Here is a 26,737-nt window from a genome sequence, read left to right on the forward strand (position 1 = left end):
CGTCCATGACCCACGGCACCTTCCTCAAGTTCATCTTTCCGTCGCTGGCCGCGATGCTGCTTTTCATCGCGCTGCCCATCGTGTCGGTTGTGGTCCAGTCGCTCCATGTCGAGCATGAGCAGGTCCTGATCACGACGGAAAACTGCGGCCCCTTCGGCTGCACCCCGTCCACAACCATCGACCAGGAGGCGACGCAGGCCCTGCGCGACGCAGAGCCGCTAGGACGGTTCAACGGGCTGGGCACGTATTTTAACCGCAGCCATCTGGCGACGACCGAGATCGGCATCGCCTGGCGCGCCTCGGATAGCCTCGGCGAGTTCTTCGGGCGGGTCATGAACCTGCCCTTCTATAAGGCGCTGGCCTTCACGCTGGCCTATACGTTCATCGTCACGCCGCTGGTGCTGATCCTGGGTTTGATGATCGCGCTCGCGGTCAATGCGTTGCCGCGGATCGTGAAGGGCCCGACGATCTTCTTCACGCTGCTGCCGATGATCGTGACGCCCCTGATCGGCTCGCTGATCCTTTTCTGGATGATCGATGCGCGCGGCATCCTTGGGGCATCGCTGCAGAACCTGTTTGACGATCCGAACCTGTCGCTCAAGGCCTCGCCGACGCTGACCTGGATCACGCTTTTCGTCTATGGCGTCTGGCACTCGGCGCCCTTCGCCTTCATCGTCTTCTATGCAGGCCTTCAGACCGTGTCCGAGGAAACGCTGGAAGCGGCGATGATCGACGGCGCCTCTCGCTGGCAGCGCGTCCGGCATGTGACGATCCCGCATCTGATGCCGCTTGTCATCTTCATCACGCTGATCCAGCTGATGGACAATTTCCGCGTTTTCGAGCCCATCGTCGGCTTCTCGGCGGAGGCGAACGCGACCTCGCTCTCCTGGATCATCTTCGACGATCTGAGGAACGAGGCCGGCGCGCTTTTCGGCTCGGCTGCAGCGACATCGGTGCTGACGATCATCGGCATCGCGATCCTGTTGACCCCTGTCGTCGTCCGCACCTGGCGCGACTTCAACCGGAAGGCGGTCTGACATGGCCTCAAAGGCGCAGGCCCGTTCGCAGACGCTGGTGGTCTTCTCGACCGCCTTTATTCTCCTCTGGCTGATCGTCGCGGCCTTCCCCTTCCTCTGGACGCTTTGGGGCAGCTTCAAGGTGCAGGGCGACTTCTTCTCCAAGGCCGACTGGACCAACGCCTTGTATGGCACGCGCACGGTTGCCGAGACCGGCGCGGCCTTCACCGGGCAAGCCTATGAAGGCGCCTGGGTGCAGGAAGAGTTCTGGCGCGCGGCGCTGAATACGATCGTGGTCGTGGTCTTCGTCGTGATCATCTCGCTGACCTTCGGGACACTGGGCGGCTACGCGCTGGCGCGGTCGGGCTACAAATACGCCTTCTGGATCCTGATGGCCGCGCTGATCTTCCGCGCCATGCCGCATATCACGCTGGTCTCGGGCTACCTGCTGCCGTTTTTCGAATGGGGTGTCTGGGGGCGGCTCTCGACCTCGATCATCGTGCTGGTCGCGATCAATCAGCCCTTCACGCTTTGGATGCTGCATTCGTTCTTTCTCAACATCCCCAAGGATCTCGATGAAAGCGCGATGGTCGATGGCTGCACCCGGTTCCAGGCCTTCCGCCACGTGATCGTGCCGGTGATGTGGCCGGGCGTGATCACGACGGGGCTCTTCTCGTTCCTGCTGGCCTATAACGATTTCACGGTGACGGCACTGCTGCTGAGCCAGGAGAACCACACGATGGTGCCCAAGATCGCCAGCTTCCTCGGTTCGGTCCAGGTCGAGGGCAACGTGATGTTTGCGGTCGCTTCGGTTGTCTCGGCGACGGCGCCATTGTTCCTGCTGGTGATGTTCTTCCAGCGCCAGATCGTCAGCGGATTGACCGCGGGCGCTGTGAAAGGGTGAGGCGCGCCCGGAACTCTCTCCAGTGGAGAGAGTTCAGCGCCGAACGGGCGGAGCTCCAGACCCACACCCCTTCATCTGGCTAAAAATACTCGATTTCTCCGTCGCAACCGGCGCCAGCATCTGGCCTCTAGCGCCTCGCCGGGGACGGTGGGCGGGGCGATCCGCTCAGCGGGAGCGCCGGTCCCGTCCCTCATCCCGACCACCGCTCCGAGACCTGTCTGTTGACCTGCCGAAGCCACCAAGCCAGCGCTACCGCCGAGACCCCCGCAATGGCGGGGGCTAGCGAACCCCTAAATATTTCAAGGAATTGCGTGTATCGATTGAGGGCCACAAAGACGATCCCGGCATTGAAGAGCCTTCGATGCATGCGCGGAGCCGCACATCATTACCGCAGGAAGCAGTGACGCCATCCATCGAATCAGACCAAGAATGGCAATAACCACCCCCAGAGTCAGACAGAAATCGATGGCAAATCGTGTTAGCGCTTCGCGGACCTTCGGTGAATGACACCGGCCTGCACCTCGTCAAGCACTCCGTTCCGAACCAGACGTCCTGGATCGAAAATAATATACCCTTCAAACTCCCCAGTGGCGTTCAAGAAAAGCTATATTGCTCCCACGGAAGGCGTTGAGAAGCTTGAACGGCACTCAACTTAGCCAGCTCGGTCCAGCCGGATCATCCGTTCCCACGATGTGATAAAGCGTCGCCTCCCCCGTCATCGAGGGAACGGCGCTGTGATCCAACCCGCCAGGCACACTCATCGTGTCGCCGGGGGCGAGTGTCGTCTCGCCGCCCTCCCAGCGGATGCGCCAGTGGCCCTTGACCGGCATCAGGACCGAGGCGCGGTCGTGCGAGTGCATCGTCTCGGAGGCGGAGGAGCGGGTCACCAGATCGACCTCGAAGCCGGGCTTGTCGCGGATGATCCCGGTCTCTCCGATCACCTTCACCGGCGTGTCCTGGGATAAGGCCGCCATGTCGAGATAGCGCCGGACGCCGTAGCCCACGACCTGCATCGGCGTCATCTCGGGATAGTCCTTGAGTGCCTCGTTGGTGAGCACCGGCATCGGCCCGACGCCGTCCGGCAGGCTCTCGCCCTTTTTGCTGTCGTATAGCTTTCCGTTCTCTCCAAGGACCAGGCCGTGGGCTTGGGCATCCTCAATGACCTGCGGCGCCCAGATCACGCCGCCGCCCGCATCATCGCCGCCCAGGATCGCCATGATCATCCCGTAATCGGTGCCGATATTTTCAAACCCCCGGAAGATGCCGGTGGGGATATTGATGATATCGCCTTCCTCCAGCACCACCTCACCCGCATCGCCCCAGCGGCCCCAGAAGAAGCGCCAGCGCCCGCTCAGCACAAAGAACACCTCTGCCGTCCGGTGCGAATGTAGAGAGTTGCGGCAATGGGGCGGCTGCCCCGCTGCGCCGATGTTGAAGCCGTGAGGTTCGGCGATATGGACGTGCTGGTCGGGGCTTTCTGAGACGCCGCCGCCGATGATCGTGAAGTTCTCCTTCCGGTCCGACCCAGGCGTGTGGGCGTCGATGAAGGCGGTCCGGCACGGCACCAGATCGCCATAGCGCACGATGCGGTCGGTCAGGTCAGCGGGGGTCATGTCGTCGTCCTCGTCACGTCGGGAAACCGGGAGCGCCAGATTACCGCAATCGGGGTCACGCGAAAGGTCTCTTGCGATCCGGTGCGAAATACGGTCCTTCACGCTCAATCCATACGAGAAACCCGCAGGCCGCAGATGACCGACACCGAGGCGCCCACCCCATCCAGTCCCGGCTGGCGCCCGACGCTTGTTGAGGACAAGCGTGAGGGCGGCATGGCGCAGCCCGAAGCGGCGGCGCGGGCGATCACGGCCTTCAAGGGTAGGCGCGGGCCGGACGCTCCGGATGTCGAAAGCGTCTGGGCGATCCATGCCGAACGCTCGCAGCGCCCGTTCGCCGAGGCGCTGGCCTCGGGGGACACGGAGGTCCTTCTCGACTTTCTGCGCGACATTCATGCGACGCCGACTTTCACCGGCTACGATTTCTATCGGAATATGAAGCAGATCCTCGATGCCAAGGTGTCCCATCGCCGAAAGCAGGCCACCACCATCCACGCGACCCTGCTGCGAACCGCCGCGGCTGTCGGCGCCCTGCGGCATTACAATCCCGAGCAGACCGAGAACATCCCCTATCTCCACGAGGATCATCTGGCCGAGACCGTTCCGGCCGTCGCGGAGAGGCTTGGCCTGTCCGGTCCGGTTCCGCTGACATCGCCAGGCTCCTGGGGGCTGAGGACGACGCTGGGGCCTCTCACGCTGCGCGAGGCGATTTCGCTCGGCTATGTGCGGGAGATCCGCGATCACCTGGCCGAGATGGAGGCGCTGGCGGGCCGGACCTATGGCCGCATCGTCGAGATCGGTGGCGGTCTGGGACGGGTCGCCTTTCATGGCGCGCGCGATCTGAGGCTTCGCTATGACATCATCGATCTGCCTTTGGTGAGCCTGACGCAGTTTCTCTTTCTCGAAGGAAACGGCATCACGACCGAGCTTTGGCCGCATCAGGCGGCACCCAGATCCCGCTGGCGGTGGCCTTTGGCGAAGGATGCACCGACCGAGGGGGATGAAAAGCGGGGAGACGTTGCGGTGCATGACGCGCTTAGGCCTCTGACCGCAGAGATGTTCCGGCAGGACGGGGAGGAGCCGCCGCTTTTCGTGAACTTCGACAGTTTTGTCGAAATGTCGCGGGCAGCGCAGGACGGGTATTTCCAGCTTATCGCGGAGACCGGGGGCGATCTGCTGTCGGTCAATCACGAGGCCGCCAATCCGATGGGGCAAACGCGCAATCCGCAGAACTGGGATCTGAGCCGGATCACCTCACTTGGCTTGCGCGCGGGACCTCGCCGCGCGTTCTGGGAGCGGGACGGCTATGTCACGCAGTACTTTCTGGCGTCGCGCATCTGATCCGCTGTGCGCTTACGCACCGGGCCGGTGAGGATGTGCGGATTTTTGTTTTCTGCGGAGAGACATATCTCCTGACCTGAAAAGGAGATCATCTTATGACCCAATCCGCTCTTCCCGGCCTGCATCACGTCACCGCCATTTCGGGGCCGCCGCAGGCCAACGTCGATTTCTTCACCAAGGTGCTGGGCCAACGGCTCGTGAAGAAGACCATCAACTTCGATGATCCGGGCACCTATCACCTCTATTACGGCAATCAGACCGCCGATCCCGGCACGATCCTGACCTTCTTTCCTTTCGTCGGCGCCCGTCCCGGGCGGCCGGGGGCGGGAATGGCGAGTGCCTATGCTTATGCGACCTCGGATCTGGATGACTGGGTCCGGGAGCTGTCGGCGCGGGGGGTCGAGATCGAGGGACCGGTCGAGCGCTTTGGCGCGCGAGTCGTAACGTTGCGCGATCCTGACGGGGCGGCGGTCGAGCTGATCGGGGTGCCCGGTGCGGGGACGCCAGCGGAGGGCGGATTCTATTCCGCTACTCTACACGAGGCGGATCTTGAGCCGACGCAGCGGCTCATGACCGATGTTCTGGGCTATGAGGAGGCGGGTCACGAGAGTGGGCCGGAGGGAGAGAGGCTCCGGCTGAAAGCGCCGGGGGATGCGCGGGGTGCCGTGCTCGATCTGGTGCGCAGCCAAAGCCGGGGTGTGTCCGGTGCGGGTACGATCCATCACATCGCTTTCCGGGCCGAGGATGACGACACGCAGCTGGCTTGGCGCGAGAAGCTTCTGAGCCAGGGCTATGACGTGACGCCCGTGATCGACCGGCAGTATTTTAACGCAATCTATTTCCGCGAGCCCGGGGGCGTCCTGTTCGAGATCGCGACCGATCCGCCCGGTTTCACCCGCGATGAAGAGCTTGCGCATCTGGGCGAAGCGCTCAAACTGCCGGAGCAATACGAAGCTATGCGGCCCCGCATCGAGGCCGCGCTACCGGAGATCCGCGTATGATCCTTGCAGGCACGACCGCCGCGCCCCGTTTGGGCGCGGTTCTTCTTCACGGGCGCGGCGGATCAGCGGCCGATATCATGGGGCTGGCCGATGCGGTCGGCACCGATGACATGCGGTTCGCCGCGCCCGAGGCGGATGGCAATTCGTGGTGGCCGACCTCGTTCCTTGCGCCTGCCGACGAGATCGGACCGTGGCTTGCGCGAGGGATCGAGGCCGTGGAGGCTGCGGTTGCGGCGCTTGAGAGCGAGGGGCTGGAGCGTCACCGGATCGCGGTTCTGGGGTTCAGTCAGGGCGCGTGCCTTGCGCTGGAATATGCGGCGCGGCGGGGCGGTCTGCATTCGGTTGCCGCCTTGTCCGGCGGTTTGCTTGGGACCGGAGATGCCCGCACCGGGCCGCGCGAGGCGCTTTACGGGTATGGCGAGAAGCTCTTCAACTATGAGACCGACCTGACGGGCACCGCCGCCTATCTGGGCTGCCATGAAGACGATCCGCATATTCCGAAGGCGCGCGTGTCTCATAGCGCAACGGTGCTGGAGGGACTGGGGGCAGACGTCACGCTGGATCTGCTACCGGGGGCTGGACATGGGATCCTGCCGCGCGAGATTACCGCCGTCCGGGCGCTTTGGGCCGCATGAGAGCCCTACCGCCTGCGGTGGATCTGGCTTAGACGGGCGCCATGTCCGCCAATCCGCCCGATCTGCGCCCTGACCGCGCCAATGCCCGCCTTGAGAGGGACCTCTCCACAGTGCGGCCCAAGGGGCAGCCGACGATCGGGATGGTGTCGCTGGGCTGTCCGAAGGCCTTGGTCGACAGCGAACGCATCCTGACCCGGCTGCGCGCCGAGGGGTATGCGATCTCGCCCGATTATGACGGGGCCGACGCGGTCATCGTGAACACCTGCGGCTTTCTCGACAGTGCAAAGGCGGAGTCGCTCGAGGCGATAGGAGAGGCGTTGACGGAGAACGGGCGGGTTATTGTCACCGGCTGTCTGGGCGCCGAGCCGGACTATATCACCGGCGCGCATCCGTCGGTTCTGGCCGTTACGGGGCCGCATCAATATGAGCAGGTGCTAGACGCGGTGCATGACGCCGTGCCGCCCGATCCCGATCCGTTCGTCGATCTGTTGCCCGCCGCCGGGGTCAGCCTGACGCCGCGCCATTACAGCTATTTGAAGATCTCGGAAGGGTGCAATCACAAGTGCCGGTTCTGCATCATCCCCGATATGCGGGGCCGTCTAGCCTCTCGGCCCGCCCATGCGGTGATCCGCGAGGCCGAAAAGCTGGTCGAGAATGGCGTGAAGGAGTTGCTGGTTATCAGCCAGGACACTTCGGCCTATGGGCTGGATCTGAAGCATAAGACCGAGCGAGGCCACCGCGCCCATATCACCGATCTGGCCCGCGATCTGGGATCGCTCGGCGCATGGGTGCGTCTGCATTACGTCTATCCCTACCCCCATGTGCGCGATCTGATCCCGCTGATGGCGGACGGGCTGGTGCTGCCTTACCTCGACATTCCGTTCCAGCACGCGCATCCGGACACACTCAAGCGGATGGCCCGCCCGGCGGCGGCGGCGCGGACGCTGGACGAGATCGCTGCCTGGCGAGAGATCTGTTCCGGGATCACTCTGCGCTCCACCTTCATCGTGGGCTATCCGGGCGAGACCGAGGCGGAGTTTCAGACCCTCCTCGACTGGATGGACGAGGCGCAGCTCGACCGGGTGGGATGCTTTCAGTACGAGAATGTTGAGGGCGCGCGGTCCAACACGCTGCCGAATCATGTCGCCCCTGAGGTCAAACAGGACCGCTGGGAGCGCTTCATGCAGAAGGCGCAGGCGATTTCAGAGGCCAAGCTGGAGGCGAAGGTCGGGCAGACCCTTGAGGTGATCGTCGATCAGGTCGAGGACGATGCCGCGACCTGCCGGACGATGGCCGATGGGCCTGAAATCGATGGCCAGCTTTTCGTCGACGAAGGCCATGCCGATCTGACCCCCGGCGATATCGTGACCGTGGCCGTGGACGAGGCGGGAGAGTACGATTTGTGGGGTCGTCTCGTCTGAGACATTTGTGCCCCTCGACAGCGGCGCGTCTTCCCGAAATAGTAGCGATATTGAATTCTGGTTTTTCCTTTATCGTGCGATTACTGGGAGATATGTATGCTGGCTTCTCTCCGAGGCGTGTTCACTGTCGCAATCTTAGGTTGTGGTCCTGTCTGGGCCGAAGGGCATGGCGGGTCTGAGGACACGCTGAGGGCGCTGACCGATGCGCTTGTCCGTGCCGCGCCGTCTGAAATCACGGTCACGCCTGAGCCCGAAGACGACCGGATCCAGATCCGGGGACCCGACACCGGGCCGCATTTCGTCTTTCCGACGGTTTTACACAATCGCCTCAGTCTTCTGACGCCTCAGCAAAGGGAGATCGAGGTCGCGGATTTTGCGGCTTCGGTTCTGGCCGACCCGTCCGGAAGCGATCTTTTGACCGCATTTTCACCCGATCAGATTTTGCCGACACTTCGCCCCAGCCAGATGATCGAGACGATTACGGCGGGAGATGACAGCCCGCGCGAGTTTCCGGTCGGCCCCTTTCTGCCGGGGCTGAGCGTGTTTTTCATGGTAAACACGCCTCAGGCTGCGCGCTTTATGACGCGCGCCGATCAGAACCGGGTGGGTCTGGACGATGCCGCTTTGATCGAACGGGCGCTTGAAAATCTTGCAAGCGAGGCGGAGCGCGTCGAGATCGTCAATCTCAGACCGCCCTACCGGCTGGTTCTGGATGGCGCGTTTGAAAATGCGCTGTTGTTGCACGAGCCGCTCTGGATCGAGCTGGAGATGCAGTACGGACCGCTTCTGGTTCTGGTATCGGACCGGCATGATGTCGTCTTCAGTCCCGCCGAGAACCGGCGATCCTTTGCACGGATGGTCGAATATCGCGATGATCTTGGCCGGCTCGGGGCGATCGCGATTTCGGGTGATATTCTGCTGCGTCAGGCCGGGATGTGGAGCTATGCCGATCCGGTGAACTGATTGGGACTCGGTTGAAGCATCGGTTGCCGTTTGGTCATTCCACCGGGCGGCGCTGTATTTCCTGGCGATTTCGCCGATGTGATCTTGAGAGGCGCCGAATGCCGTTGGCCCTGCGGCGGGGTCATCTTATCTTAAGGCGTAAGGGGTAGTCTTACCTTGTGTTTTCGCCGGAGAGTTTATGCCGCTTCACGATGTCTATCCCGCCTATCCCCGGCCTGATCGTATTGCAGACGGGATTGTTCATGCACTTGGCATAGTAGGGAGTATCACAGGGGTGATCCTGCTTGTGGCGCTCGGCTGGGCTCATCTGTCCGGCGAAGAGCTGGCGGGGATTGCGATCTATGCGACAGCGATCATCGCGGCGTTCATCGCCTCTGGCCTCTATCACATGACCCCGTGGGAAAACCTGCGCCCGACCTTCCGGCGCTACGATCATGCGACGATTTTCCTTAAGATCGCAGGGACCTATACGCCGTTGGTCGTTCTGATCGGCAGCGTCTTCAGCTATGTCGTCCTCGGGGTGGTCTGGGCGCTCGCCCTTTTTGGAGCGGCGCGCAAGATCTATTTCTGGCGCAACCCCGCGACCGGACATTCCAAGATCTATCTCGCGCTTGGCTGGATGAGCGTCCTGCTGATCTGGGCGATGTTCCAGTCATTGCCGCTGGCCGCCGCGATCCTCGTCGTCGCGGGCGGCTTGATCTACAGCGCCGGGGTCTGGGTCTATGCCAATCCGGATATGCGGTTCTCACAGGCGATCTGGCACAGTTTCGTGCTGGCCGGGTCGGGCTGTTTCTTTGCCGCGATCAGTGTCGGCGCCCTCGCCTGACGAAAGCTTTGATCTTTAGAGCTGCGCTGCGGTCTGCTGCACGATCCGGACCCGGTCGGCATTGGGCGGGTGTGTCCCCAGGAACCGGTCGCCGGGATCGGGGATCCGCGCGAAGAAGGCTGCGCCTCGCAGCGGATCGTAGCCTGCGCGCGCGGCGATCCGCGTGCCTAGCTCGTCGGCCTCAAGTTCGAACTCTTTGGAGAAACTGCGCGCCCCGACCGCCGCGCCGAGCTGCTGCGCGGTGCGGACGGCATTGCCGCTGTCGCCGAGCGAGCTGGCCAGACGCCCGAACACCTCGGCGCCCAAATTCGCCGCCTGCCGCTGGCGGGCCAGATGGCCGCGGATGTGGTGGGCGGCTTCGTGGCTCATGATGAAGGCGATCTCGTCCTGATTGCGTGTGTCGGCGATCAGAGGAAGCGTGAAGACGATGATCGGACGCCCGTTGCGATCGAGGGTCTGAAGGGCATTGGCCGGAATGCCGGGGCGGTCATCGACGACGATCTGGAAGTCGCAGTTCGAGCGGGGCGCCTGCTGGCGGCAGACCGCCTCTGCCACCGGTTCGACCCGGCGGACCACCGCCACGAAATTACGCGCGGCCGTTTGGCTGTCGATCCGGTCCGCCTGCGGCTGGACGACGCGTGTGGACTGGCTGGGCGCCGGTTGAGGCGCCGCGCCACCGGGAGCGGTCGTGGTGACGACGACCGGGCTGCAAGAGGCCAGAAAAAAGAGGCCCACAAGGCCCGCGATCCAGGATGTCTTCATCATGCGCTCCGATGTCTCGAGAAGGGAGTCTAGCACCTTCAGCCGGACAGACCAGCGGTCAGAAGCACGTTGTTGCATCTGTGCTGTGGCCGGATAGGGTTGGGTCCATGTTTACGATCGAACACGATTTCGACGCCACGGTGATCACGCTCGTCGACGAGGGGGGAACCCCTTTGAAGGAGGATGTGGCGATCAACGCCTTTGAGGATTGCGTGACGCTCGAGCAATTCGATACCCGGCGCAACGAGACGGTGACGATCACGCTTTCCATGACGCAGCTTCGGGATCTGTCGGCAGCGCTGGATCTGCCCGAGGGGGTCTACCGGATCGTGCGGCCCAGGGAATGAGCGGTCACCGGATGGGCGCACTTTCCGGGAAATCTTTGCCACGGCCCTGAACATTGCGAGGCTGAGGCTCTACATCTGGGGTCCAGATGTGAGGATCCGATGCCAGACGCCAACCCCGCCGCCCTTGATTTCCTGCTGTCCCGCCGGTCGCGGCCGGCCAAGACGCTGCGCCCGCCGGTTCCGGACCGGGAGGCGCTGGACCCGATCCTGACCGCGGCAGCGCGCACGCCCGATCACGGCAAACTGGAGCCCTGGCGATTCATCGTGCTCGAGAAACCAGCGCTGGTCCGTCTGGCCGGTTTGGTCGAGAGGCGCGGCGCCGCGCTTTCGCGGGATCCGGAGGACATCGCGAAGGCGGCGGCGCAATACGGCAATGCCGATCTGGCGGTGGCCGTCATCGCCTCTCCCAAGCCATCGCCCAAGATCCCGGAAATCGAGCAGATCCTGAGCGCGGGGGCTGTGTGCCTTTCGCTGCTCAACGCCGCGCTTGCCGCGGGCTGGGGGGCGAACTGGCTGTCAGGCTGGCCGTCGCATGATCCGGAATTCGTCCAGCAGGGATTGGGGCTTGCGCCCGGCGAGACGGTTGCGGGCCTGATCCATCTTGGAACCGAGACGACTGCCCCGCCCGAGCGGCCACGTCCCGATCTTGCGGCGATCACCACCTGGATGACCGAATGATTGTAACGGATTTTAGCCGCGCACTGGGGCAGCTTTTCGATCCGAGGTTCCGGCGTGTTCTTTTGCTGGGCCTTGGTCTGACGGTTGCTCTTTTTGTGGCGGTCTTCGCGGCTCTGCTGGGTTTGATCGAATGGCTGACCGGCGAGACCACGACGCTTCCATTTGTCGGAGAGGTCACTTGGGTCGGCGAGTTCCTGTCCTGGGGGTCGGTCGCCTTCATGCTGATCGCGTCGATCTTTCTGATGATCCCTGTCGCCTCGGCGATTACCTCGTTCTTTCTGGGCGATGTCGCCCGCGCGGTGGAGGAGGAGTATTATCCGCATTTGCCCCCTGCTCCGGGCTCGCGTTTTGCCGATGATCTGCGCGACACGGTAAATTTTCTAGGCGTTCTTGTCGCTGTGAACGTGGTGGCTGTTATTCTTTGCCTGATCTTCGCGCCCTTTGCGCCCTTCATCCTGTACGGGACCAATGGATATCTGCTGGGGCGGGAATATTTCACGCTGGTCGCGCGCAGGCGGCATTCGGACGCCGAGGCGCGGACGCTCAGGCGGGTGCATTCCGGACAGATCTGGATTGCCGGGATCCTCATGGCGATCCCGCTAACGATCCCGATCGTCAATCTGTTCATTCCGGTGCTGGGGGCCGCGACGTTCACGCATCTCTATCACCGGGTGGCCGGCGATATGGCCTAGTTCGAGACTTCGGGCGTGGACATCCGGTTGAACCAGTCGAAGTCGCGCACGGTGATCATGCCCGACCAGATGACGCCTGCCACGACCGCCCAGACAAGGAGGGCCCAGATCGTGACGATCCTGGCCTTGCGTCCAAGCTGAGGATCGGACGGCGCGGAGGCATGGGTGCCGGGCACAATCTCTCCGTCATCGCCCTGGGTCCGCAGGTTGAGCGGCAGGACAATGAAGAGGATCATGAACCAGATGACCGCAAAGAGGACGAGGGCAGAGACAGGACCCATGATGTGACCTTGTTGAGCGTTCCCCGCCCTGGCGGCACGGAAACGGGAGGGGGGATGTCAGATTTCTTCAAGCTCGATCAGGCAGCCGTTGAAATCCTTCGGGTGTAGAAAGAGGACCGGTTTGCCGTGGGCGCCGATCTTGGGCTCGCCGGTGCCGAGAATGCGCGCGCCATCGGCCATGAGCTTGTCGCGGGCGGCCGCGATGTCGTCGACCTCGTAGCAGATATGGTGGATCCCGCCGGACGGGTTCTTGTCGAGAAACCCCTGGATCGGGCTGGCCTCCCCGAGGGGATAGAGAAGCTCGATCTTGGTGTTGGGCAGGTCGATGAAGATGACTGTGACGCCGTGATCCGGTTCGTCCTGAGGCGCGCCGACATCGGCGCCCAGCGCGCCGCGGTATTGAGCGGCGGCGGCCTCCAGATCGGGGACGGCGATGGCGACATGGTTGAGGCGACCGATCATGGCGGATCCCTTGGCGAATGGCTGGCCGGGTTTTCGCCCGCCCGTCCGGCGGACGCAAGGGCGGTGCGACGTTAACCCCCGGTTAGGTATGATTCCCTTAGAAAGGTCGCAACTCTGAGGGAGGCTGCTACGATGGACGATCTGAACGACTTCATGATCCACCGACCCCCGACACGGGAGCGACCACTGCTGGGCGTGACTATCCTTGTCGTGGAAGACAGCCGGTTCGCCTGCGAGGCGCTGCGTCTGCTGTCGATCCGAAGCGGGGCGCGGATCCGGCGCGCGGACAGCCTGTCTTCGGCGCAGCGGCATCTCAAGGTCTATCGCCCAACGGTTGCGATCATCGACGAGGGGCTGCCGGACGGCTCCGGCGCCTCGCTGATCGCTAGCCTTCATGCGGAAGCGGCGCGGATCCCGGTGATCCTGGGTTCGAGCGGGGACGAAGCGGCGCGCGCTTCGGCGATTGAGGCGGGCGCTGACGGCTTCATTGCCAAGCCCATCGCGCGCCTTGCGGAATTTCAGCAGGCGATCCTAGAGCATCTGCCGGATGCATTCTGCCCGCCGGGGCCTCGTTTACTGGGCGAGGAGGAGATCATACCCGATCCAATCGCGATGAGTGACGACATGGCCCATGCCGCCAACCTGCTGTCGACACGCTGCGATCCGGAGACAATCGCCTATCTCAGGCAGTTCCTCGACAGCATCGCGCAAAGCGCTCAGGACCGGCCGATGGGCGATGCGCTGGCCGATCTCGCCGCCGCGCGCAGGCAAGGCCTGTCCGAGATGGGTGCCGTAGAGGCGCTGTCGCATGTTGTGCAATCTAAACTGTCGGACTCGAAGGTGATCTGACGGGGGTTAGGCGATCAGCTTGAGGTCGGGACCCAGATCGAGCCCCGGGAAGATCGCGTCTTCGAGCACGGCGCGATCGAGCCCGAACAGCCCGCGCATCGCCCAAGCCGCCCCGGCGCGCACGTCGCGGGTCGGCATGAGATCGCGGCCTGCATAGAGATCGGGCAGGTTCAGCCCCGGCCAGTCGCCGAGGATCTGACCGCCGCGCACGGCGCCTCCAGCAAAGAGCATCGCGCCGCCCGTCCCATGATCGGTTCCGCCCGTGCCGTTCTGCTTGGCGGTGCGGCCGAACTCGGTCAGAGCAAGAACCGCTGTCTTGTCCCAGACGGGACCCAAGCCTGCCTTGAGCGTGAGGATCGTATCGCTGAGCCGGGACAGCGCACGCGGCAGGCTTTTGGCCTGGTTGAAATGCGTGTCCCAGCCATTGAGCGAGAACGCAGCGACCCGCGTGGATCCCCGAAGGCGGTTCGCGGCAAAGCGCGCGACTTTGACATGTCCGCTATTGGGCTTGATCTGCTCCATCATCGGATCGCTCATCATCATCTCGCTAGCGGAGGTTTCGGCCTCGCTGTCGATCTTGAGCTGTTCAGCTATGGCGATCGCATCGCTGGAGGCTGCGTGAAAGAGCGGATCATTCTCGTAAACCAACTCGAGCAGCGTTCTGGCCTGCGGAGACAGGGACAGCTGCGCATCTGGCGACCAGCGCGAGATCGGAGCGTCTCCGGAGGTAACGATCAGGTCCTCGCGCCCGATGGCGAAGGTCGTCTCGCTCTCGACGCCGGGAACGGTCTGGAGCATGCGGTTCAGCCAGCCGTCACGACCGCGCGGGCCGGGGAGCTGATCGGTTCCCGCCTCGAGCATGTCCTGCCCGTCGAAATGACTGCGCTTGTCACGGTAGGGCGTTGAGACCGCGTGCATCGCGCCGAACTCCCCGGCCTGCCAAAGCGGATAGAGCGACATGAGGGCGGGATGCAGCGCGAAAAAGCCGCCCAGATCGCCGCCATCCTCGACCGCATCGCGGGTCAGATCGCCGCGCGTGCGGTAGAAGGCCTGGTCTCCGTAAGGGCGGATCACGTCGATCCCGTCCATGCCGCCGCGCAGGATGATGACAACAAGGCGCGCATCCCACGGGGCAGAGGCCAGCGCCATTGGTGCCAGAAGCGGGCTTGCGGCGGCTGAGCATCCTAAGGCCAGTCCAGAGCTGAGAAAATGGCGACGATCCATGTTTATCTCCTCTGGAAATCGGGGGAAGACAGGACGATCCCGATCCCCTCGGCGGGGGTTTCGGCGGCTCCGGCAGCAAAGACGACCGCCTCGCTGGCCTGCTGGCCAAGGGCGGTCCTGACAAAATCGCGCGGGTCGGGCAGCGCGTCTGTCACCTGGGACGGAGCCTTCATGGACCATCCGATCCGGCCCGCCATACCTTGGGGCGTGATCCAGGACGCTGGATCCTCGGGCCAGCCATCCGGGCCGGAAGGTCCTGCTATCGACTGGCCCATGACCTGCATGGGACCGGCGAAGATCTGATCCACAGGCTTGCGGTCCAGCGCGGTCAGATCCGCGGCCCTTACGCCGAGAGCCCGCAGCGTGCTTTCCATGAAATCGCGCGGCGGCTTGACCTTTTTCAGCTCCGGCGACCAGGCGTCGGGATGCTCCAGAAGCTGGGCGGTCATGACCAGAAGATCACCCTCAGTATCCCGAAACGCGGCGGTCAGGGTCTGGACCAGATCCTCGCTTGGCTCATCCGAGACGAAGTGGCGCGCCATCTTTTCCGATAGGTGGCGGGCGGTGGCCGGATGGCGGGCGAGATCGTCCAAGGCTTCGAACACGTGATCGACCGAGGGGGCGCCGCCTCCGTAGGAGCTGCCCAGAACCGTCTCGGCGCCGGGTTCGACGAAATTCGTGCGGTAGACGAAGCCCTCTTCCTGAGTGAAGGCCATCCCGGTGAGAAGTTCGGCGAGTTGCCGAACGTCGGATTGCCCGTAGGGCCCGTCCACCCCCAGCGTATGCAACTCGAGCAGTTCGCGGGCGAGATTCTCGTTCAGGCCGCCGCCGCGCCGCTTGGCGCGTTGGCTGTTCGGTCCAAAGGACCGGTTCTGATCGAGATAGGACAGCATCATCGGATGGGTCATCGCCGCGCGCAGCATGTCCGAAAATCGACCCGTCACATGCGGGCGGATCGCCTCTTCGGCAAACACCGCGACCAGATGTGCGGACATCGGCCCGCTCGATTTGACGGTGAAATGATCGGCCCAGAAGCGTTCGAGCCGTTCCCTCAACCCGTCCTCCGTCGTTGCCGCCCGCGCCATTCGGCGCATCAGGAAGTCCCGCTGCCTGCGGCGTGCCTGCCGCTGAAGGGCGCGCATCGCCTCGTGAGCGGCCTCTTCCTCGGGCGTGCCCCGGACGCGGTTGCGGGCCTGTGTGGCGCGTTTGTAATCAAGGAGGGACGGATCGACGGTGAGGAAAGTCGGCATCGGGATCGCCTCGCCAATACGGTCGGGACCCGTCAGAAGACGCACCATCTCGTCCGGCGAAGCGGGCGGCGCGATCCGGGGCGACAATCCGGTTCCGAACCGGATCGACGCAAGATGGGATGTGAACGGCATGGCATCCTCTGAAGATGTCAGACCTTGAGTATAAGGGCTCGGGGCCGCTCAAAACACCCCTGCGGCAAGAGGTCAGTCCTCTTTGGGCAGGACTCTGAGCGAGAGCTCGCGCAATTGCTCGGGCAGCGGATCGGACGGAGCGTCCATCATGAGGTCCTGTGCCTGCTGATTCATCGGGAACATGATGACCTCGCGGATATTGTCCTCATCCGCCAGAAGCATCACGATCCGGTCGATCCCTGCCGCGCAGCCGCCATGGGGAGGCGCGCCGTATTGGAAGGCGGTGACCATCCCGCCGAAGCGCTTGTTCACCTCCTCTTTGCCATAGCCCGCAATCTCGAAGGCGCGGTACATGATCTCGGGTCGGTGGTTCCGGATCGCGCCGGAAACCAGCTCGTAGCCGTTGCAGGCGAGGTCGTATTGGAAGCCGAGCACATCAAGCGGATCGCCGTCCAGCGCCTCCATCCCGCCTTGAGGCATTGAGAAGGGGTTGTGTTCGAAGTCGATCGCGCCGGTCTCGGCGTCCTTTTCGTAGATCGGGAAGTCCACGATCCAGGCGAAGGCGAAGCGGTCTTTGTCAGTGAGGTTGAGCTCGTCGCCGATGACGGTGCGGGCGCGGCCTGCGACAGCCTCAAAGGCAGAAGGTTTGCCGCCGAGGAAGAAAGCGGCGTCGCCCACGCCGAGACCGAGCTGCTGGCGGATTTCCTCAGTGCGCTCGGGGCCGATATTCTTGGCGAGGGGGCCTGCGGCTTCCATACCGTCAGAGCCCTCTCGCCAGAAGATATACCCCATCCCCGGCAGGCCCTGGCTTTGAGCGTAGCTGTTCATCCGGTCGCAGAACTTGCGCGAGCCGCCGCCGGGGGCGGGGATGGCGCGGATCTCGGTGCCGTCCTGCTCGAGCAGTTTGGCGAAGATCGCAAAGCCCGAGCCGCGGAAGTGATCGCTGACGATCTGCATCTTGATCGGGTTGCGCAGGTCGGGCTTGTCGGTGCCGTACCAGAGCGCGGCGTCGCGGTAGCTGATCTGAGGCCAGTCGGTATCGACTTTCCGGCCGCCGCCGAATTCCTCGAAGATGCCAGCGATGACTGGCTGGATCGTGTCGAAGACGTCCTGTTGGGTGACGAAGCTCATCTCCATGTCGAGCTGGTAGAAATCGGTGGGCGAGCGGTCGGCGCGGGGATCCTCGTCGCGGAAACAGGGCGCAATCTGGAAATATTTGTCGAAGCCCGACACCATGATGAGCTGTTTGAACTGCTGCGGCGCTTGGGGAAGCGCGTAGAACTTGCCGGGATGCAGGCGCGAGGGCACGAGGAAGTCGCGCGCGCCTTCGGGGGAGGACGCGGTAATGATCGGCGTTTGAAATTCGCGGAAGTTCTGGTCCCACATACGTTTGCGGATCGAGGCCACGACGTCCGAGCGCAGGATCATGTTGCGCTGCATGACCTCGCGGCGCAGGTCGAGGTAGCGGTGCCGCAGGCGGGTTTCCTCGGGATATTCCTGATCGCCGAAGACCATGAGCGGAAGCTCTTCGGCGCGGCCCAGAACCTCGATATCGCGGACAAAGACCTCGATCTCTCCGGTCGGGATCTTGGAATTGATGAGGCTCTCGTCGCGGGCCTTCACCTCGCCGTCAATGCGGATGCACCATTCGGAGCGGACCTTTTCGACCTCGGCAAACACCGGCGAATCCGGATCGCAGATGAGCTGCGTCATGCCGTAATGGTCGCGCAGATCGATGAAGAGGACGCCGCCGTGATCCCGCACGCGGTGCACCCAGCCGGAGAGACGCACGGTATCGCCGACATTGTCCTTGGTCAGATCTGCGCAGCTATGGGTGCGGTAGGGATGCATGTAGGACCTCCTCGGGGGTCAGTGCGGATCGCGGCCCCTAACACCGTCTTGCATCGGCAAAGTCAAGCCGATCCGGTCTCTGGACAAATCCCTGCCAACGCCGACAATCATCTTCGGCCTGCCGGACAGGACGATCGGCATGGAATTTATAGAAAGGACGGCGGCCTATGTGGACGCGGGCGTTTGACACCGTGATGCGCAGCTTCATCCAGGGCGGCGCTCTCGAGATCACGTATGCAGACGGACATATCGCCCGATACGGCGATCCGTCAGAGCCGATCCGGATCACGTTCAGCGATCCGCATTTGCCGCGCAAGATCCTGCTGTCGCCTGATATCGCAATCGGCGAAGCCTATATGGACGGCCGGGTGAGCATCGCGCAGGACGATCTGCGCGGGTTCCTGCAGCTGGTGATGCATAGCCGCTCGGCCTTGCGATATGATGGTCTGATGCGCTGGCGCAACCGACTGGCGGGGCCTGTGCAGCCGCTGATCGACCGCTTTTCACCGCTGAGATCCAAGGACAACGTGGCGCATCATTACGATCTGTCGTCGGATCTTTACGATCTATTTCTGGACGAGGACCGGCAGTATTCCTGCGCTTATTTTCGCGATCCGGGCATGACGCTGGAGGCAGCGCAGGAGGCCAAGAAGCATCACATTGCCCGCAAGCTGGGCGTGAGGGATGGCGACCGGGTGCTGGATATCGGGTGTGGATGGGGCGGCATGGCGCTGACGCTCGCGCGTGATTACGGAGCGCACGTTACTGGCGTAACATTGAGCGAGGAGCAACATGCGATCGCTCGGCGCCGCGTCGAGGAGGCGGGCCTGGCGGACCGGATCGACATCCGGCTGATGGATTATCGCGACGTGACAGAGACATTCGATCGTATCGTGTCGGTCGGGATGTTCGAACATGTCGGGCGACCCCAATATGGCACCTACTTCTCCCATATTCACGATAGTCTCGCGGAAGGCGGCGTGGCGCTTGTCCATACGATTGGAAATCTGACCGCTCCGCGTGCGACCAGCCCCTGGATCCGAAAGTACGTTTTTCCGGGCGGTTATCTTCCCTCCACAAGTCATATCGCCGAAGCGGTGGAGGGAAGTGGGCTGATGTTCGCGGATCTCGAGGTGCTGCGCGGCCATTATGCGCAGACGCTGGCGCATTGGCAGACGCGGTTCGTCGCCCGGATCGATGAGGCGCGAACCCTCTATGACGAGCGGTTCTGCCGGATGTGGCGCTACTATCTCACCGCGGCAGAACTGGGGTTCCTAATCGACCGGCTGGCCGTGCTTCAGTGCCAGTTGGTGCGCGACAAGTCCGCTGTGCCAGCGACGCGCGACTACCTTTATTCAGCGGCCTGAGGCTGGTTCAGCAACTCTGGCCCCAACGGTCCGTCCGGGATGATCGTGCCTTCGGGGAAGTTGCGGCCTCGCGCATCCCCGCCGGGGAAGGCCACGCAATCGATCCCGGCTGCAAGGGCAGCCTCAGCGCTTTCGGGCGTATCCTCGATCGCGAGCGCGTCCTCGGCCTTGAGGGACAAAGCTTGGAGTGCGTCCTGGTAGATGTCGGGTGCAGGCTTGCTGTTCTCAACCTTCCCGCGCTCGCCGATATAGTCGAAATCGGCGGCGTCGATCCCACCTAGATTGCTCAGGATGAGATCGATCTGCTCCTGACCCGTCGAGGTCACGAAGCCCAGTTTGAGCCCGCCCCGCTTGGCGGCATCGATCAAGGCGAGCACCCCTTCGCGCGGCTGAAGGCCTTCTTCACCGACGATCCGCTTGAAATGAGCGACCTTGCGCGCGTGGATTTCATCGGCATCGACACTTTGCGAGCGTGCGTCGGCATAATCCCGGACGCGCCGCTTTCCGCCCGGCGTCTTCAAGAGCTCGCGATATTCCGTCTCGCCCCAGTTCCAGCTGAGCCCGGCCTCGTCGAAAGCGGCATTGAACGCCCGTCGCTGCATGTCTGAGGTTTCTGCGAGGGTACCGATCGCACCGAAGAAAAGAGCTTTGTGGGTCATCGTTTCCACCTTTCACCGATTGATGTCTTAATGAGAACTCGGGATTGTAACGCCTGTTCCGGGATCGCGGCGCAAATCCGCATGGACTTCATCTATGCCAATCGGGAGCGACCTGCGCTTTGCGGAACAGTCCATTCGCAAAGCTGGCAGCCAAGCTACCGGTCAGATGATCTTCTCGTAGGGATGGTCCCTTGCGCCCCGGCTGCCACGATCTATAACGCGACGGATTTGCGCGTTTAGGGGTCCGGTCATGCCGAAGAGAACCGATATTCAGTCAATCATGATTATCGGCGCGGGGCCCATCGTGATCGGGCAGGCCTGCGAGTTCGACTATTCGGGAGCTCAGGCCTGCAAGGCGCTGCGCGAGGAAGGCTACCGGGTCATCCTCGTGAACTCGAACCCGGCGACGATCATGACGGATCCGGGGCTGGCGGATGCCACCTATATCGAGCCGATCACCCCCGAGGTTGTCGCCAAGATCATCGAGAAGGAGAGGCCCGATGCGCTGCTGCCCACAATGGGCGGGCAGACAGGGCTGAATACGTCGCTGGCGCTCGAGGAGATGGGCGTGCTCGACAAATTCGGCGTGGAAATGATCGGCGCCAAGCGCGAGGCCATCGAGATGGCCGAGGATCGCAAGCTTTTTCGAGAGGCCATGGATCGGCTGGGTCTCGAGAATCCCAAGGCGACCATCGCGAACACGATGGAAGATTGCATGGGTGCGCTTGAAACCATTGGTCTTCCCGCGATCATCCGCCCGGCCTTCACGCTTGGCGGCACCGGCGGCGGCATCGCCTATAACCGCGAAGAGTACGAGCAGATCTGCAAAGGCGGTCTTGATGCCTCCCCGGTCAACCAGATCCTGATCGACGAGAGCCTTCTGGGTTGGAAGGAATACGAGATGGAGGTCGTGCGCGACCGCGCCGACAATGCCATCATCGTCTGCTCCATCGAGAATGTGGATCCGATGGGTGTTCATACGGGCGATTCCATCACTGTCGCGCCGGCGCTGACGCTGACGGACAAGGAATACCAGATGATGCGGACGGCTTCGATTGCCGTTCTGCGCGAGATCGGGGTCGAGACCGGCGGATCGAACGTGCAGTGGGCCGTGAACCCTGCAGATGGCCGTATGGTCGTGATCGAGATGAACCCGCGGGTATCGCGCTCGTCGGCGCTGGCGTCCAAAGCGACGGGCTTTCCTATCGCGAAGATCGCAGCCAAGCTGGCGGTGGGCTATACGCTGGACGAGCTCGACAACGATATCACCAAGGTCACGCCTGCTTCGTTCGAGCCGACAATTGACTATGTTGTCACCAAAATCCCGCGCTTTGCCTTCGAGAAGTTTCCGGGCGCCGAGCCGACGCTGACCACCGCCATGAAGTCGGTCGGTGAGGCGATGGCCATCGGGCGAACAGTCCACGAAAGCCTGCAGAAGGCGCTGGCGTCGATGGAGACGGATCTTACGGGATTCGACGAGATCGAGATTGAAGGGGCAGACGATCCTTCACATGGGGAGAGCACTGTTGTCGCCGCCTTGTCGCGGCAGACGCCGGACCGGCTGAGGACGATCGCGCAGGCCATGCGGCACGGGCTGAGCGATGACCGGATTCAGCAGGTCACGTCTTTCGACCCGTGGTTTCTGGCTCGCATTCGCGAGATTGTCGATGCCGAAGAGAGCATCCGCGAGGGGCTTCCTTCCTCGGAGGAAGAGATGCGGCGCGTGAAGATGATGGGCTTCACGGATGCGCGGATTGCGGCCCTTACGGGCAAGACCGAGGCCGAGGTCCGCAAAGCTCGGATCAGTCTTGGCGTCACCGCCGTCTTCAAGCGGATCGACACCTGTGCGGCCGAGTTCGAGGCGCAGACGCCTTACATGTATTCCACCTACGAGATGCCTGTGATGGGCGAGGTCGAGAACGAGGCGCGGCCTTCGGATGCGAAAAAGGTCGTCATTCTGGGCGGTGGGCCCAACCGGATCGGCCAAGGGATCGAGTTCGATTACTGCTGCTGTCACGCATGTTTTGCCCTTAGCGACCAGGGCTATGAGACCATCATGGTCAACTGCAATCCGGAGACGGTCTCAACCGATTACGACACGTCTGACCGCCTTTATTTCGAGCCTCTGACCTTTGAACATGTGATGGAGATCCTGACGACGGAGCAGGAAAATGGCACGCTGCATGGCGTAATCGTGCAGTTCGGCGGACAGACGCCGCTCAAGCTGGCCAATGCTCTGGCCGATGAGGGGATCCCGATCCTGGGAACGACGCCCGATGCCATCGATCTCGCTGAGGATCGCGAGCGGTTTCAGAGACTTCTTCAGGATCTCGGCCTGAAGCAGCCGCGCAATACCTTGGCCCGGACCGATGCCGAAGCGCTTACGGCCGCAGAAGAGATCGGATTCCCGCTTGTCATACGGCCCTCCTACGTTCTGGGCGGCCGTGCGATGGAGATCGTTCGCGATCAAGCCCAGCTTGAGCGTTATATTTCGGATGCGGTTGTCGTCTCAGGGGAGAGCCCGGTTCTGCTCGACAGTTATCTGGCAGGGGCGACCGAGGTCGATGTCGATGCGATTTCTGATGGCACCGACACCCATGTGGCGGGTATTATGCAGCATATCGAGGAGGCGGGCGTTCATTCGGGCGACAGTGCCTGTTCCCTTCCTCCCCACAGCCTGCCGAGCGATATCGTGGAGCAGCTGATCGAGCAGACGAAGGCATTGGCGACAGCCCTGAAGGTACGCGGGCTGATGAATGTGCAATTCGCGGTCAAGGACGGCGAGATCTTTTTGATAGAGGTCAATCCCCGCGCTTCGCGCACGGTGCCGTTTGTCGCCAAGGCCACGGATTCGGCCGTTGCGGGTATTGCGGCGCGGATTATGGCAGGTGAGCCGCTGTCGACCTTCCCTGAACGCGCGCCCTACCCTGAAGCCGAGGATCCGATGACGGTCTTGCCGTTGGGCGATCCGTTCACTCTTGCTGATCCGAAGACGCCTTGGTTCTCGGTCAAGGAAGCGGTGCTGCCTTTCGCTCGCTTCCCCGGTGTCGATACGATCCTTGGTCCCGAAATGCGGTCGACCGGGGAGGTCATGGGCTGGGATCGGTCTTTCCCGCGGGCCTTCCTCAAAGCGCAGATGGGCGCGGGTGTGACCCTGCCAACCGAGGGGCATCTCTTCATCTCGATCCGGGATGCCGACAAGACAGACCAGACGCTGGAGGCTGCGCGCCTGATCTCGGGTCTTGGTCTGTCGATTCTCGCGACGAGCGGAACGGCGGCTTGGCTTACCGAGAATGGGCTGACAGCGGAGCGCGTCAACAAGGTTTACGAGGGCGGGCGAACGATTGCGGACCGGATGAAGGACGGCGATGTTTCGCTTGTCTGGAACACGACCGAGGGCACGCAGGCGGTGGAAGACAGCCGATCGATCCGGGCGATCGCCCTCTATGATCGAATCCCGTACTACACGACCGCGGCGGGCGCCCATGCCGCCGCTCTCGCGATGCAGGCGCGCGACGAGGATGACCTGCATGTGCGGAGCCTTCAGGGCTGAGATCGTCGAAATTCTAGGGCTGTATTATCCGCGATCTGGCGGACGAAGACAGGTTTGTCCACGGTCCAAAGTCGTGTCTGTTTTTCAATAACAGTGTCTAAACCCGGGGTATACGATGGGCTACCGCTCAGAAAGAACCGGGCATCACCGCCGGGTTTATAGCGCTGCCTGCGAAGTTCCGCTGTAACTCGGCGTGTCAGTAAGCCGCACGCAGATGCGGTGACACCTTCGATCCGGTCAAGGTCGTCAGGGCGGCCCCCCAGTGCCCCATGGCGATGGATCGATCAGCACCGTCCGGTTCGCCACTCCCCGGACGGTGCGACCTTCCTTCTTCGCTCCAGTGCACGCCCAGCCCGCCCCCGGTCTTGACCTGAATGGCGATCTGGTATGGAACGCCGACAGGTAGGAGACGTCCATGCATAGCGTTGCAATCACCGGAACCGGTGTGTTCACCCCTGACGCCGTCATCACGAACGACGAGCTGGTCGAAAGCTTCAATGCCCACGCGGATCTCTATAACGACGCGCATGCGGATAAGATCGCGGCAGGCACGGTCGAAGCCAAGCCTCATTCCTCGTCGGATTTCATCACGCAAGCCTCGGGGATCGAGCAGCGCTATGTCATCGACAAGGACGGCGTGCTGGATCCGGCGCGGATGTATCCCCGCTTTCGTGACCGGTCCGACGACGAGCCGTCGCTCATGGCCGAGATCGCCCGGGATGCGATCGCAAAGGCGCTGGCGCAGGCCGGAAAGAGCGCGGGCGATGTCGATGCGGTCATCTGCGCGGCCTCGAACATGGAGCGGGCCTATCCTGCGGTGGGCGTCGAGATTCAGGATCTGATGGGGATTGGCGGCTTTGCCTTTGATATGAACGTCGCCTGTTCATCGGCGACCTTTGGCATTCAGACGGCGGCGGACATGATCCGGTCAGGATCGATCCGGTCGGCCGTCGTGGTCAATCCAGAGATCTGTTCGGCCCATTTGGAATGGCGAGACCGCGATTGTCACTTCATCTTCGGCGATGTCGCGACGGCCACGCTTTTGGAACGCGAAGACCTGACGGACGGCCCCTATTTCAAAGTGCGCTCGACCCGATGCGCGACGCAGTTTTCGAACAATATCCGCAACAATAACGGATATCTGCGACGGACGCGCGATCAGATGGAAGATCGGCGCGACATGCAGTTCATGCAGAACGGGCGGAAGGTTTTCAAGGAAGTGCTGCCGCTCGTCAGCCAGCATATCGCCGATCATATGGAGGACGAAGGGGTCAGCGCCGCAGACCTCAAACGCCTGTGGCTCCATCAGGCCAATAAGACGATGAATGACTATATCGGCAAGAAGGTCCTGGGTCGCGCGCCAGAGCCGGGAGAGCAGCCGAACATCCTTCAGGATTATGCCAACACGTCATCTGCCGGATCGATCATCGCGTTCTCGAAATATTCGGATGATCTGAGCCCGGGCGAGAAGGGGCTCATCTGCTCGTTCGGCGCTGGCTATTCAGTCGGTTCGGTTCTGGTCGAGCGCGCTTAGCTTTGCGCGGTTGACGCGCCAACCCGTTCGCGGGCCTTTTCGGCGCTTTCGACGCGTTCGGAGTAGCGATCAACGAGGCCGTCAGACCGCGCCCGTGTCATCCACGTGAAGCGTGTCAGTTCCTCGCAGACATCGACGATGCGATTGTAGAGTGAGCCGGGCTTCATGCGGCCGTTTTCAAACTGCATCCACGCCTTTGGCACCGAGCTTTGGTTCGGGATCGTCACCATGCGCATCCAGCGGCCGAGGATGCGCATCTGATTGACGGCGTTGAAGCTTTGCGAACCGCCCGAGACCTGCATGACGGCCAGCGTTTTGCCTTGCGTGGGGCGCACTCCGCCCATCGAGAGAGGCAGCCAATCGATCTGGGTCTTCATGAGGCCCGTCATGGCACCGTGCCGTTCCGGGGAAGACCAGAGCATCCCTTCGGACCATGTGGCGAGCTTTCGAAGTTCCGCGACTTTGGGATCGGTGTCGCTGGCGGCATCGGGGAAAGGCAGGTCGCGGGGATCGAAGAGCTTTGTCTCGCAGCCCATCACTGTCAGAAGCCGCTGCGCCTCTTCCGCCGCGTAGCGAGAGTAGGACGCGTCTCGCAGCGAGCCATAAAGAAGGAGGATGCGCGGAGGATGCCCGGGATCTTCCGGTGCAACCAAGCCTGCGGGATCGGGGATTTGAAACGCCTCGGGGTCTAGATTGGGCAGATCGGACAGATCAGGTCGGGTCATGAGCGCTCCTGTGGCGGCCGAAGTCAGACAGACCAAAGGCAGCCTTGCACTTCAAGCCTCTTCGCGGCACATCCCCCGCCCATGGCTAAGCTGTACTTCCATTACTCCACCATGAATGCCGGGAAATCGACACTGCTGTTGCAGGCCTCCTACAACTACGTCGAGCGCGGCATGACGACCTACCTGATGACGGCGGCTTTCGATACGCGTGCCGGTCGGTCCAAAATCGCCTCTCGCATCGGGATTGAAGCGGACGCGGATACGTTCAACAAGGAGACGGATCTTTTCGAGCGGATCCGGGCCAATCCATCCGATTGCGCCTTTGTCGATGAGGCCCAGTTCCTGACCGATGCGCAGGTCTGGCAGCTTGCGCGCGCGGTCGACGATCTGGGCGTGCCTGTCATGTGCTACGGGCTGCGCGTCGACTTTCAAGGCAAGCTGTTCCCTGGATCCGCCGCGCTTCTTGCGCTTGCGGACGAGATGCGGGAGGTGCGCACGATCTGCCATTGCGGGAAGAAGGCCACGATGGTCGTGCGGCAGTCTGAAAGCGGTGAAATCCTGACCGATGGTGCTCAAGTACAGATCGGCGGGAATGAGAGCTATCTGTCGCTGTGCCGAAAGCACTGGCGCGCGGCGATGGAGGCGGCGGGCTGA

The 26,737-nt window shown here is 62.6% G+C and carries 26 protein-coding genes; 16 read left to right on the forward strand and 10 right to left on the reverse strand.

Annotated features, from left to right (window positions below):
• Positions 1-5 precede the first annotated feature (5 nt).
• Both AAD018_RS16445 and AAD018_RS16450 read left to right on the forward strand, forming a co-directional pair.
• Positions 6-1,037, forward strand: a complete 1,032-nt coding sequence (locus AAD018_RS16445) for a carbohydrate ABC transporter permease (RefSeq protein WP_367315757.1) — start codon at positions 6-8, stop codon at positions 1,035-1,037.
• Position 1,038: 1 nt separating this feature from the next.
• Positions 1,039-1,920 (forward strand): carbohydrate ABC transporter permease, encoded by an 882-nt coding sequence (locus AAD018_RS16450; RefSeq protein WP_367315756.1) that lies wholly within the window; start codon positions 1,039-1,041, stop codon positions 1,918-1,920.
• Between the two features lie 647 nt (positions 1,921-2,567).
• Here the strand turns inward: AAD018_RS16450 and AAD018_RS16455 are convergent.
• Entirely contained in the window at positions 2,568-3,533 is a 966-nt protein-coding gene (locus AAD018_RS16455; protein WP_367315755.1) for a cupin domain-containing protein, read from the reverse strand.
• A 135-nt stretch (positions 3,534-3,668) separates the two neighbouring features.
• On the opposite strand from AAD018_RS16455, the gene AAD018_RS16460 reads away from it, so the two are divergent.
• The 6 genes from AAD018_RS16460 to trhA all read left to right on the forward strand — a co-directional run bounded on the left by AAD018_RS16460 (position 3,669) and on the right by trhA (position 9,717).
• Positions 3,669-4,871 carry a hypothetical protein gene (locus AAD018_RS16460; RefSeq protein ID WP_367315754.1) on the forward strand — a complete coding sequence of 401 codons (1,203 nt, stop codon included), beginning with the start codon at positions 3,669-3,671 and terminating at the stop codon, positions 4,869-4,871.
• A 95-nt stretch (positions 4,872-4,966) separates the two neighbouring features.
• A complete protein-coding gene (locus AAD018_RS16465) occupies positions 4,967-5,872 on the forward strand; it encodes a ring-cleaving dioxygenase (RefSeq protein ID WP_367315752.1) in 906 nt (301 codons plus the stop codon).
• Positions 5,869-6,507 carry an alpha/beta hydrolase gene (locus AAD018_RS16470; protein ID WP_367315751.1) on the forward strand — a complete coding sequence of 213 codons (639 nt, stop codon included), beginning with the start codon at positions 5,869-5,871 and terminating at the stop codon, positions 6,505-6,507. The genes AAD018_RS16465 and AAD018_RS16470 overlap by 4 nt, the downstream gene beginning before the upstream one ends.
• A gap of 41 nt (positions 6,508-6,548) precedes the next feature.
• Entirely contained in the window at positions 6,549-7,928 is a 1,380-nt protein-coding gene (gene rimO, locus AAD018_RS16475; RefSeq protein ID WP_367315750.1) for a 30S ribosomal protein S12 methylthiotransferase RimO, read from the forward strand.
• Positions 7,929-8,024: 96 nt separating this feature from the next.
• Positions 8,025-8,891, forward strand: a complete 867-nt coding sequence (locus tag AAD018_RS16480; protein ID WP_367315749.1) for a hypothetical protein — start codon at positions 8,025-8,027, stop codon at positions 8,889-8,891.
• Positions 8,892-9,069: 178 nt separating this feature from the next.
• A complete protein-coding gene (gene trhA, locus AAD018_RS16485) occupies positions 9,070-9,717 on the forward strand; it encodes a PAQR family membrane homeostasis protein TrhA (protein ID WP_367315748.1) in 648 nt (215 codons plus the stop codon).
• A 15-nt stretch (positions 9,718-9,732) separates the two neighbouring features.
• Here trhA and AAD018_RS16490 read toward each other — a convergent pair whose 3' ends face one another.
• Entirely contained in the window at positions 9,733-10,479 is a 747-nt protein-coding gene (locus tag AAD018_RS16490) for a M48 family metalloprotease (protein ID WP_412005316.1), read from the reverse strand.
• Positions 10,480-10,586: 107 nt separating this feature from the next.
• On the opposite strand from AAD018_RS16490, the gene AAD018_RS16495 reads away from it, so the two are divergent.
• The 3 genes from AAD018_RS16495 to AAD018_RS16505 all read left to right on the forward strand — a co-directional run bounded on the left by AAD018_RS16495 (position 10,587) and on the right by AAD018_RS16505 (position 12,196).
• A complete protein-coding gene (locus AAD018_RS16495; RefSeq protein ID WP_367315746.1) occupies positions 10,587-10,826 on the forward strand; it encodes a hypothetical protein in 240 nt (79 codons plus the stop codon).
• A gap of 99 nt (positions 10,827-10,925) precedes the next feature.
• Positions 10,926-11,504: a nitroreductase family protein gene (locus AAD018_RS16500; protein ID WP_367315745.1), complete on the forward strand. Its 579-nt coding sequence runs from the start codon at positions 10,926-10,928 to the stop codon at positions 11,502-11,504.
• Positions 11,501-12,196 (forward strand): EI24 domain-containing protein, encoded by a 696-nt coding sequence (locus AAD018_RS16505; protein ID WP_367315744.1) that lies wholly within the window; start codon positions 11,501-11,503, stop codon positions 12,194-12,196. Before AAD018_RS16500 ends, AAD018_RS16505 begins: the two co-directional genes overlap by 4 nt.
• Here the strand turns inward: AAD018_RS16505 and AAD018_RS16510 are convergent.
• Positions 12,193-12,477 carry a DUF1467 family protein gene (locus AAD018_RS16510; protein WP_367315743.1) on the reverse strand — a complete coding sequence of 95 codons (285 nt, stop codon included), beginning with the start codon at positions 12,475-12,477 and terminating at the stop codon, positions 12,193-12,195. The genes AAD018_RS16505 and AAD018_RS16510 overlap by 4 nt on opposite strands.
• 57 nt (positions 12,478-12,534) lie before the next feature.
• Positions 12,535-12,939, reverse strand: coding sequence for a methylmalonyl-CoA epimerase (mce, locus tag AAD018_RS16515; protein ID WP_367315742.1), 405 nt, complete (start codon positions 12,937-12,939; stop codon positions 12,535-12,537).
• A 132-nt stretch (positions 12,940-13,071) separates the two neighbouring features.
• Between mce and AAD018_RS16520 the strand changes: the two genes are divergently transcribed.
• The gene (locus AAD018_RS16520; protein WP_367315741.1) at positions 13,072-13,788 is read left to right on the forward strand and encodes a response regulator transcription factor; all 717 of its coding nucleotides are present in this window, start codon (positions 13,072-13,074) and stop codon (positions 13,786-13,788) included.
• A gap of 6 nt (positions 13,789-13,794) precedes the next feature.
• Here the strand turns inward: AAD018_RS16520 and AAD018_RS16525 are convergent, their stop codons facing one another.
• The 3 genes from AAD018_RS16525 to aspS all read right to left on the reverse strand — a co-directional run bounded on the left by AAD018_RS16525 (position 13,795) and on the right by aspS (position 18,245).
• Positions 13,795-15,012: a DUF1501 domain-containing protein gene (locus tag AAD018_RS16525; protein WP_367315740.1), complete on the reverse strand. Its 1,218-nt coding sequence runs from the start codon at positions 15,010-15,012 to the stop codon at positions 13,795-13,797.
• Positions 15,013-15,014: 2 nt separating this feature from the next.
• Positions 15,015-16,394, reverse strand: coding sequence for a DUF1800 domain-containing protein (locus AAD018_RS16530; RefSeq protein WP_367315739.1), 1,380 nt, complete (start codon positions 16,392-16,394; stop codon positions 15,015-15,017).
• A gap of 72 nt (positions 16,395-16,466) precedes the next feature.
• Positions 16,467-18,245, reverse strand: coding sequence for an aspartate--tRNA ligase (gene aspS / locus AAD018_RS16535; RefSeq protein WP_367315738.1), 1,779 nt, complete (start codon positions 18,243-18,245; stop codon positions 16,467-16,469).
• 167 nt (positions 18,246-18,412) lie between these two features.
• Here aspS and AAD018_RS16540 point away from each other — a divergent pair, with 167 nt between their 5' ends.
• Entirely contained in the window at positions 18,413-19,612 is a 1,200-nt protein-coding gene (locus tag AAD018_RS16540; RefSeq protein ID WP_367315737.1) for a class I SAM-dependent methyltransferase, read from the forward strand.
• On the opposite strand, the gene AAD018_RS16545 is transcribed toward AAD018_RS16540, so the two are convergent.
• The gene (locus tag AAD018_RS16545; RefSeq protein WP_367315736.1) at positions 19,597-20,271 is read right to left on the reverse strand and encodes an HAD-IA family hydrolase; all 675 of its coding nucleotides are present in this window, start codon (positions 20,269-20,271) and stop codon (positions 19,597-19,599) included. The genes AAD018_RS16540 and AAD018_RS16545 overlap by 16 nt on opposite strands.
• A gap of 250 nt (positions 20,272-20,521) precedes the next feature.
• On the opposite strand from AAD018_RS16545, the gene carB reads away from it, so the two are divergent.
• The gene (gene carB / locus AAD018_RS16550) at positions 20,522-23,824 is read left to right on the forward strand and encodes a carbamoyl-phosphate synthase large subunit (protein ID WP_367315734.1); all 3,303 of its coding nucleotides are present in this window, start codon (positions 20,522-20,524) and stop codon (positions 23,822-23,824) included.
• A 196-nt stretch (positions 23,825-24,020) separates the two neighbouring features.
• Here the strand turns inward: carB and AAD018_RS16555 are convergent, their stop codons facing one another.
• Complete coding sequence (locus AAD018_RS16555; protein WP_367315733.1) at positions 24,021-24,245, reverse strand: hypothetical protein; 225 nt, start codon at positions 24,243-24,245, stop codon at positions 24,021-24,023.
• Between AAD018_RS16555 and AAD018_RS16560 the strand changes: the two genes are divergently transcribed.
• Positions 24,240-25,358: a beta-ketoacyl-ACP synthase III gene (locus AAD018_RS16560; protein ID WP_367315732.1), complete on the forward strand. Its 1,119-nt coding sequence runs from the start codon at positions 24,240-24,242 to the stop codon at positions 25,356-25,358. The genes AAD018_RS16555 and AAD018_RS16560 overlap by 6 nt on opposite strands.
• Here the strand turns inward: AAD018_RS16560 and arsH are convergent.
• Positions 25,355-26,083, reverse strand: a complete 729-nt coding sequence (arsH, locus tag AAD018_RS16565) for an arsenical resistance protein ArsH (protein ID WP_367315731.1) — start codon at positions 26,081-26,083, stop codon at positions 25,355-25,357. The two genes, AAD018_RS16560 and arsH, sit on opposite strands and share 4 nt — an antisense overlap.
• 81 nt (positions 26,084-26,164) lie before the next feature.
• Here arsH and AAD018_RS16570 point away from each other — a divergent pair, with 81 nt between their 5' ends.
• Positions 26,165-26,737, forward strand: a complete 573-nt coding sequence (locus AAD018_RS16570) for a thymidine kinase (RefSeq protein WP_367315730.1) — start codon at positions 26,165-26,167, stop codon at positions 26,735-26,737.

The sequence above is a fragment of the Aestuariibius insulae genome (assembly GCF_040783535.2).
GTDB classification, from domain to species: domain Bacteria; phylum Pseudomonadota; class Alphaproteobacteria; order Rhodobacterales; family Rhodobacteraceae; genus Aestuariibius; species Aestuariibius insulae.